This is a genomic window from Streptomyces sp. NPDC102270 (genome assembly GCF_044766405.1).
GTDB lineage: Bacteria > Actinomycetota > Actinomycetes > Streptomycetales > Streptomycetaceae > Streptomyces.
Map to the genome: position 1 here is coordinate 484,668 of NZ_JBIWLX010000005.1, position 7,678 is coordinate 492,345.

Below are 7,678 nucleotides of genomic sequence, written 5' to 3' on the forward strand. Positions count from 1 at the left end.
GTCACCTGGGCGTGTGCGCGAGATAGGCCAGCACGGCCAGGACCCGCCGGTGGCCGCTGTCGCTCGGCGGCAGGCCCAGCTTGAGGAAGACGTTGCCGATGTGCTTGCTGACCGCGCGTTCGGTGACGACGAGGGTTTTGGCGATGGTCGTGTTGTCGTGGCCCTCGGCCATCAGCTTCAGCACCTCGCGCTCGCGCGGGGTGAGGGAGTCGAGCGGGGTGTCGCGGCGCCGGGTCAGGAGCTCGGTGACGACCTCGGGGTCGAGCGCCGTACCGCCGGCCACCACCCGCTCCAGCGCGTCGAGGAACTCGTCGACCCGGCCGATCCGGTCCTTGAGCAGGTAGCCGACCCCGCTGGTGCCACCGGCCAGCAGCTCGGCGGCGTACGACTCCTCGACGTACTGCGAGAGCACCAGCACCGGGAGTCCCGGGATCCGCTCCCTCGCCTCCAGGGCGGCCCGCAGGCCCTCGTCGCGGAACCCGGGCGGCATCCGCACATCGAGGACGGCCACGTCGGGCCGGTGTTCGAGCAGGGCCGGCAGGATCTCGGGGCCGGTGCCGACGACGGCCACGACCTCGTGCCCGGAGGAGGTCAGCAGAAGGACGAGCCCCTCTCTCAGAAGGGCGTTGTCCTCGGCGATCACCACACGCACGGCAGCTCCACATCGATCACGGTCGGGCCCCCGACGGGGCTGGTCACTTCGAAGGTCCCGTCGAGCGCGGCGACCCGGCGCCGCATACCGAGCAGCCCTGAGCCCGCGGACTCGTCGGCGCCGCCCCGGCCCTCGTCCCGCACCCGCACGGTCAGACCGCGCCGGGTCCTGGCCAGCCGGACCTCGGCCCGGTCGGCGCCGCTGTACTTGGCGACGTTGGTGAGCGACTCGGCCACCACGAAGTAGGCCGCGGCCTCCACCGCCGCGGGCGCCCGGGTGCCCTCGTCCAGGCCGCCGTCGTCCACTCCCACGCCGAGCCCGCTGCTCGCGGCGAGCGCCCGTACCGCGCCGACGAGACCCCGGTCGGTGAGGATCGGCGGGTGGATGCCGCGCACCACCTGCCGCAGCTCCGTCAGCGCCTGTTCGGCCTGGTCCTGGGCGTCGTCCAGCAGTTTGCGGGCGGCGTCGGGGTCCCGCTCGTAGGCCCGCTTGGCGAGTCCGATCCGCATCGACAGCGCCACCAGGTTGGCCTGGGCGCCGTCGTGCAGGTCCCGCTCGATGCGGCGCAGTTCGGCCTCGTGCGCGGCGATCGCGTCGGCCCGGGTCTCCCTCAGCTCCTCGACCCGCCGGGCCAGCCTGGCCTCGGGGGAGGGCATGAGCAGCACGGTCGACCAGCGGGCCTCGGTGTCCGCGAGCCGCACGATCAGCGGCAGGGCGACCGGGGCGCGGCGCAGCGCCCCGGCCCACACGCCGTCGACGACCAGGCCGAGGGGCCACAGCGGGAGGGCGAGGGCGAGGAGGGCGCCGTAGAGATAGTAGGCGAGCATCCAGCGGAGGTCCCTGAGCGTGCCGGGATCCCGCACCGAGATGCGCAGCCGTTCACGCAGGGTGCCGGTCATCGGTGTGTACGCCTCGGGGATCTCCCGGCCCGTCCACAGGGTGGTCAGGTTCCGCTTGGCGCCGGCGATCCGCCGTATCAGCAGCACGGCCTCGGGCAGCAGCCAGCAGCCGACCACGGCGACCGTGCCGATGGCGGCGATCAGCAGCACGGTGATGAAGAGGTACATGCCGAAGCACATCGCCGCGGCCACGACCAGATGCACGGTCGCCACCGCCGCACGCTGCACCGACTTCCACATGCGGCTCACGCTAGACGAACGGCCCCGGGCGCACGGTGTAGCCCGCTACACCATCGGGGCCCGGACGAGGATCACTCCCCGCCGCCGTCCTCGCTCTCGCCATGGCCCTGGTCCCGCACCCAGTTCCTGTGGGCGTTGGACCCTTCACGGCCGGGAGAGAGCTTCAGCACGGTCCCGTCGTGGAACTGCTCCAGGCTCGTCACCACATAGGGCGAGCCGGCCCGCACCGCCAGCCGGATGCCGCCGTTGCCGAACTCCGTCACCCGCAGCGTTCGCCCGCCGGAGAGCGGGATGTCCCGCTCGCCGATCTCCACCGGTCGCTCGTCGGCTGCCGCCATGGTCCCCTCCTGGTTTGGTGAGGGGCGCCACGGTACGCCGCTCCCGGCAGGCGGATCGGACCTGCGCCACACCCGGCCGCCTGGGCCCCGGGCACACCGCCGCCCTGCTGCACACCGGCCGCCGTACGGGAGAGGGAGCCCGCGGACGCCATCGCCGCGGCGACCGCCCATGTCGCCGGGACCGCGCCCACCGGGGTGTGCGGCGGCGAGAACAACCCTGGCGTGGACCACTCTCCGGATGACGTATGCTGGTTACACAACGACGCGGGGTGGAGCAGCTCGGTAGCTCGCTGGGCTCATAACCCAGAGGTCGCAGGTTCAAATCCTGTCCCCGCTACTCACGGCTCAGGGCCGGAGTCCAGTTCACTGGACTCCGGCCCTGAGTGTTTTCCCCTTCGTGACGTGATGTGACGCGGGGTGAGCGCGTGACCGCCCTCCGCGTTACAGCTGACATACCGTCAATGTCCGTGTGGGGCTTGAGTGAAGGTCAACTCGCCCGTTTTTAGGCGTTCATGGGCCGTAAGTCCAGCGTGATTTCGTTAATGATCAAGCGGAACAGCTTGGAATCGGGCCCCCGCGTCTATTAACGTTCGATAACGCAGCGCGGTCGTCCCAGCCGTCACAAGAGACGGCTCCGTGCTCATGCGCCGAATCCCGCAAGGGAACCGGGGAACCACCAACTTGGGGTGAATCGCTCGTACGCCACCGTGGCAGCACGGTCGGTATACGCGCGTAGGAGACCTTCCTGCTCCGAACCCGTCAGCTAACCCGGTAGGCGAGAAGGAAGGAAAGGAGCGCGCCCACGTGGCGTTCAACCCGCCTGCCCCCGAGGCGCCGTACGTCCCGAGCGACACCCTCGTATACGGCGGCTACCGTGCCGACGACGAGGCCCCGCTCGGCGAGTGGAACCCCACCGCGGACTCCCTCGCTCCCGTACGAGGCCGGCATCGCGTCGCCAAGCAGCGTGGCGGAGGGTTCGCCCGTAGCTCCACCGTTCTGGGCGTCGGTGTCATAGCCGCCGTCAGCGCCGGCGGGATGGCCAGCGCCAACACCGGCAAGCCGCCGGTCTCCATCTCCATGCCCGACCTGCCCAACGTGGGCTCGCTCATCTCGGACGACTCGGCCCCCGCCGCGGACGACACGAGCGCCTTCAGCAGCGTCGGCGCCACCACCGCCGACACCGCCAAGGGCACCTCGGACGCCGGTGAGGCGCTGCGCTCGCGCATCCTGGCCCAGGCCGAGCTGCAGCAGGACCAGCTCGACACCAAGGACGCCCAGGCCATCGCGGACGCCGCCGAGAAGGAGGCCGACGCGGCCGCCGCCAAGGCGGAGAAGGAAGCCCAGGAGAAGGCCGCCGCCGCGAAGAAGAAGGCGGAGGAGGCGGCCGCGAAGAAGGCCGAGGCCGCGCGCCTGGCCGAGCTCGCCAAGCAGTACACGCTGCCGACCTCGTCGTACACCATCACCGGGACCTTCGGTCAGGCCGGTTCGCTGTGGTCCTCCGGTTACCACACGGGCCTCGACTTCGCCGCTCCCACGGGCACGCTGATCAAGGCGATCCACAGCGGCACCATCACCGAGGCCGGCTGGGCCGGTTCCTACGGCTACCGCACGATCCTCACCCTCGACGACGGCACCGAGCTGTGGTTCTGCCACCAGTCCTCGATCAGCGTCAGCGTCGGCCAGAAGGTCGGCACCGGTGACGTCATCGGCCGCGTGGGCGCCACGGGCAACGTGACCGGCGCGCACCTGCACCTGGAGGTCCACCCGAACGGCTCGGCCGACGGGATCGACCCGATGGCGTGGCTGCGCGGCAAGGGGCTCACTCCCTGAGGTTTACGGCGATTTTGCGGCCGTGGCGGAAGACCGGGGTCCGGTGCTTGCGTTGACGTAGGACATGACTTCTTCTCCGCTTCGCAAGCTCGGTTCCTCCGACCTCGAGGTCTTTCCGCTCACCCTCGGCGGCAACGTCTTCGGCTGGACCGCCGACGAGGCCACCTCCTTCGACGTTCTCGACGCGTACAACGCGGCCGGCGGCAACTTCGTCGACACGGCCGACTCGTACTCGTCGTGGGCCGAGGGAAACTCCGGCGGCGAGTCCGAGGCAGTCATCGGCAAGTGGCTGGCGGCCCGCGGCAACCGTGACGACGTCGTCATCGCCACGAAGGTCAGCCAGCACCCGCAGTACCAGGGCCTGTCGGCGGCGAACATCAAGGCCGCCGCCGACGCCTCCCTGAAGCGCCTGGGCACCGACCACATCGACCTGTACTACACCCACTTCGACAAGACCGAGGTGCCGGTCGAGGAGATCATCGGCGCGCTGGACGAACTGGTGAAGGCGGGCAAGGTGCGGGCGATCGGCGCCTCCAACATCTCCGCCGCGCGCCTCGCGGAGTCCCTCGCCTTCTCCGACCGCGAGGGCCTCGCGCGCTATGTCGCTCTCCAGCCCCATTACAACCTGGTCTCGCGCGACACGTACGAGGGTGAACTGGAGGCGCTCGCGGCCCGGGAGGGCCTCGCCGCGGTCCCGTACTACGCCCTCGCCTCCGGGTTCCTCACCGGCAAGTACCGCCCCGGTACGACGGTCGACAGTGCGCGGGCCACGGGCGCCGGCAAGCACCTGGACACCGAACGCGGCCGCAAGGTCCTCGCGGCGCTCGACGACATCGCCGAGTCCCACACCGTCCCGGTCGCCACGGTCGCCCTCGCCTGGCTCGCCGCCCAGCCGACGGTCGCGGCCCCGATCGCGTCAGCCCGCACGGTGGAACAGCTGCCGGCGCTGCTGGGCGTGGCCGACCTGACCCTGACGGAGGAGGAGCTGACGCGCCTGACGGAGGCGTCGGCCTGACCCTCCGCCGCACGGTCTATGTGCGGTACGGGTTGTAGGCGGGGTACGGCACCGCCGGGTGGACCGGAGGCGTCGGCTGGGCGGGGTGGCCGGGGTGGCCGTGGTGCGTCGGCTGGGCCGGGTGAGCGGCGTATCCGTACGCCCCGTACACCGGCCAGGGCGGCGCGGCCACCGGTACCGGCGGTGCCGTGATCCGGGCCGCGTGGTCCAGCGCGGGCCGCGCGACATCCCGCCGCCGCCACAGCTCGTGCAGCAACTCCCGCTCCCGTACGACGAAGTCCGCGTTCGCCCGCCCGAGCCGCCCCCGGCGCCGCAGGAACGCCAAGGACGTCGCGTACGCCTCGTACTGCGAGACCGCCCGCGCCGCGGCCCGCCCGCCGAACTGCCGCCGGGCGTAGTCCCGTGCCACCCGCCGCGCCCGCATCGAGCCCAGCACATAGGGCTCGGTCGGCGTCAGCCACCCGGCGACGGCGTACGCGGGCAGCTCCTCGCGCACGGTCTTCAGCTCCCGCTGCCGTGTCCAGATGACCAGCCAGGTCAGCAGCGCGAACGCCGGCACCATGAACATCGCGTACACCGCGAAGAAGCCGTACTCCCCGAACGTCGACGAGCCGTTCCACGTCGCGTGCATGCCCATCGCGAGCAGCAGTCCGGACAGCGGGACGAGAACCCGCCGTACGTGCTGGCGTTCCGCCGACAGCGCGGAGATGCCGAAGCCGATGCCGGTCAGGACGGTGAACAGGGGGTGCGCGAACGGCGACATGACGACGCGCACGAAAAAGGTCGCGGCGGTGACCGAGGCGATGCCGCGGTCGCCGGTGAGCTGGTCGGTGCCGAAGGCGGTGCCCAGGTAGAGGATGTTCTCGGTGAAGGCGAAGCCGGTGGCGGTGACCCCCGCTATCACCACGCCGTCGACGATCCCGGTGAAGTCCCGTCTGCGGAACAGGAAGACGAGCAGCACGGCGGCGGCCTTGGCCGACTCCTCGACGATCGGCGCTATCACGGTCGCGCCGAGGGTGTCCGCGCCGGACGGGTCGGCGGTCGCCGTCGCTATCCACTTCGTCGCGAAGCTGTTGGCGATGATCGCTATCAGCGCGGCCGCGCAGGCGCCCCAGGCGAAGGCGAACAGCAGATTGCGCCAGGGCCCCGGTGCGACGCGGTCGAGCCAGCGGAACGCGGCTATGAGCAGCGGTACGGGCAGGACCGCGAGCCCCAGACCGACCAGGAACCCCTCGGTACCGGTCTGTTGACGGACCAGGGCGAGGATGACGAGCCCGGACAGGGTGAGGAGGGTGATGAGCGCGCCGTAGCGCACCCACTTCCGCTGCCACCAGTGCGCATGCCGCAGTGCACCGCCACCGGTGGGGTCACCGGAGTACGTCGGATACGGGGGAAAGGTGGCCACGGCATCGACCTTAACGAGACAGAGGCGCCGCCCGCAGGCGGGGCGGGGTGCTCAGGCGCCGGTGGGGGACTGGTCGGGTCGGTCGGATCGGTCGCCGTGCTGTACGCGGCGGAACAGCAGGTCGTTCACGACATGTCCCTTCTCCAGTCCCTGTCCCTCGAAACGGGTCAGCGGCCGGAACTCCGGACGCGCCGCGAAACCGCCGCCGGTCCGGGTGTTCTCGAAGGCCGGGTGTGCGGTGAGTACTTCGAGCATCTGTTCGGCGTACGGCTCCCAGTCGGTCGCGCAGTGCACCAGTGCGCCGGGCCGCAGGCGGGTCGCGGCCAGGTCCAGGAACTCGGGCTGGATCAGCCGCCGTTTGTGGTGCCGCTTCTTGGGCCAGGGGTCGGGGAAGTACACGCGCAGTCCGTCGAGCGAGTCTTCGCCGAGCATCTCGCGCAGCAGGATGATGGCGTCGCCGTTGCCGACCCGGATGTTGAACAGCTTCTGCTGCTCGGCGAGATTGAGCAGATTGCCCTGGCCCGGTGTGTGCACGTCGACGGCGAGGATGTTGGTGTCGGGGTCGGCGGCGGCCATCTGCGCGGTGGCCTCACCCATCCCGAACCCGATCTCCAGTACGACGGGACGGTCGTTCCCGAACATCTCACCGAGGTCGATCGTGCGCTGCCCGTCGATGTCGAGCCCCCACGTGGGCCACAGACGCTGCAACGCGTCCGCCTGCCCCGCCGTCACCCGGCTCCGCCGCGGCTGGAAACTCCGGATCCGCCGCTCGAAGTGCGACCCCGCGGGATCAGCACTGGGCCCATCGGGAAACCGCGGCTCCCCCTTGGCCCGGCTGTGCCGCACGGACGCCCCGGGAACATGCCGAACGGACTCGCCGGGGGCGGGGGGCCGGGAGCGGGGGGCTTCGGAAGCGTTGAGGGAGTCAGACACAGTGGGTCGATTTTACGGCGGGGGCGGGAATGAATGCTGCGCAGGGGTGGTGCGGGGGGCGTGCGTGGGGTGACGTTCGGGGGTTACGTGGGGTGGCGGCGTCCGGGGCGGGGTCGGCGGGGGCGGGGCGTGTGCGGGTGCCCGGCGTCTGGGTGTCAGGTTCGGGTGGTGGCGTCCGGGTCGGTCGGTCCGGGGTGGCGGCGTGCGGGCCGGCGCGTTCGGGGCGGCGGGAGCACGTCCAGATCAGCCGCGCGTGCGGCGGGGCGCGGGTGGGTGCCCGGCGTCTGGGTGTCAGGTTCGGGTGGTGGCGTCCGGGTCGGTCGGTCCGGGGTGGCGGCGTGCGGGCCGGCGCGTTCGGGGCGGCGG

7 protein-coding genes, 1 tRNA gene, 1 pseudogene and 1 riboswitch are annotated in these 7,678 nt (G+C 71.4%); of the genes and pseudogenes, 3 read left to right on the plus strand and 6 right to left on the minus strand.

The genetic code is table 11. The features are described from left to right. Position 1: 1 nt before the first annotated feature. The 3 genes from ACIRP7_RS12575 to ACIRP7_RS12585 all read right to left on the minus strand — a co-directional run bounded on the left by ACIRP7_RS12575 (position 2) and on the right by ACIRP7_RS12585 (position 2,129). A complete protein-coding gene (locus tag ACIRP7_RS12575) occupies positions 2 to 652 on the minus strand; it encodes a response regulator (protein WP_403657049.1) in 651 nt (216 codons plus the stop codon). Continuing rightward, positions 640 to 1,791 (minus strand): histidine kinase, encoded by a 1,152-nt coding sequence (locus ACIRP7_RS12580; RefSeq protein ID WP_403657052.1) that lies wholly within the window; start codon positions 1,789 to 1,791, stop codon positions 640 to 642. The genes ACIRP7_RS12575 and ACIRP7_RS12580 overlap by 13 nt, the downstream gene beginning before the upstream one ends. A gap of 71 nt (positions 1,792 to 1,862) precedes the next feature. Beyond that, complete coding sequence (locus tag ACIRP7_RS12585) at positions 1,863 to 2,129, minus strand: hypothetical protein (RefSeq protein ID WP_403657055.1); 267 nt, start codon at positions 2,127 to 2,129, stop codon at positions 1,863 to 1,865. 263 nt (positions 2,130 to 2,392) lie between these two features. Here ACIRP7_RS12585 and ACIRP7_RS12590 point away from each other — a divergent pair. The 3 genes from ACIRP7_RS12590 (at position 2,393) to ACIRP7_RS12600 (ending at position 4,974) form a co-directional block, all read left to right on the plus strand. Then, positions 2,393 to 2,466, plus strand: a tRNA-Met gene (locus tag ACIRP7_RS12590). A gap of 298 nt (positions 2,467 to 2,764) precedes the next feature. Beyond that, positions 2,765 to 2,922, plus strand: a riboswitch (cyclic di-AMP (ydaO/yuaA leader). An 11-nt stretch (positions 2,923 to 2,933) separates the two neighbouring features. Next, positions 2,934 to 3,959 carry a M23 family metallopeptidase gene (locus ACIRP7_RS12595; RefSeq protein ID WP_403657058.1) on the plus strand — a complete coding sequence of 342 codons (1,026 nt, stop codon included), beginning with the start codon at positions 2,934 to 2,936 and terminating at the stop codon, positions 3,957 to 3,959. A gap of 64 nt (positions 3,960 to 4,023) precedes the next feature. Beyond that, entirely contained in the window at positions 4,024 to 4,974 is a 951-nt protein-coding gene (locus tag ACIRP7_RS12600; protein ID WP_403657061.1) for an aldo/keto reductase, read from the plus strand. A gap of 16 nt (positions 4,975 to 4,990) precedes the next feature. Here ACIRP7_RS12600 and ACIRP7_RS12605 read toward each other — a convergent pair whose 3' ends face one another. From ACIRP7_RS12605 to ACIRP7_RS12615, 3 genes and pseudogenes are all read right to left on the minus strand, one after another. Next, entirely contained in the window at positions 4,991 to 6,379 is a 1,389-nt protein-coding gene (locus tag ACIRP7_RS12605; RefSeq protein ID WP_403657064.1) for a PrsW family intramembrane metalloprotease, read from the minus strand. Positions 6,380 to 6,430: 51 nt separating this feature from the next. Next, positions 6,431 to 7,312 carry a tRNA (guanosine(46)-N7)-methyltransferase TrmB gene (gene trmB, locus ACIRP7_RS12610; RefSeq protein ID WP_403657067.1) on the minus strand — a complete coding sequence of 294 codons (882 nt, stop codon included), beginning with the start codon at positions 7,310 to 7,312 and terminating at the stop codon, positions 6,431 to 6,433. Between the two features lie 155 nt (positions 7,313 to 7,467). Further along, positions 7,468 to 7,678 (minus strand): annotated as a pseudogene (locus tag ACIRP7_RS12615) (hypothetical protein); the annotation flags it as partial.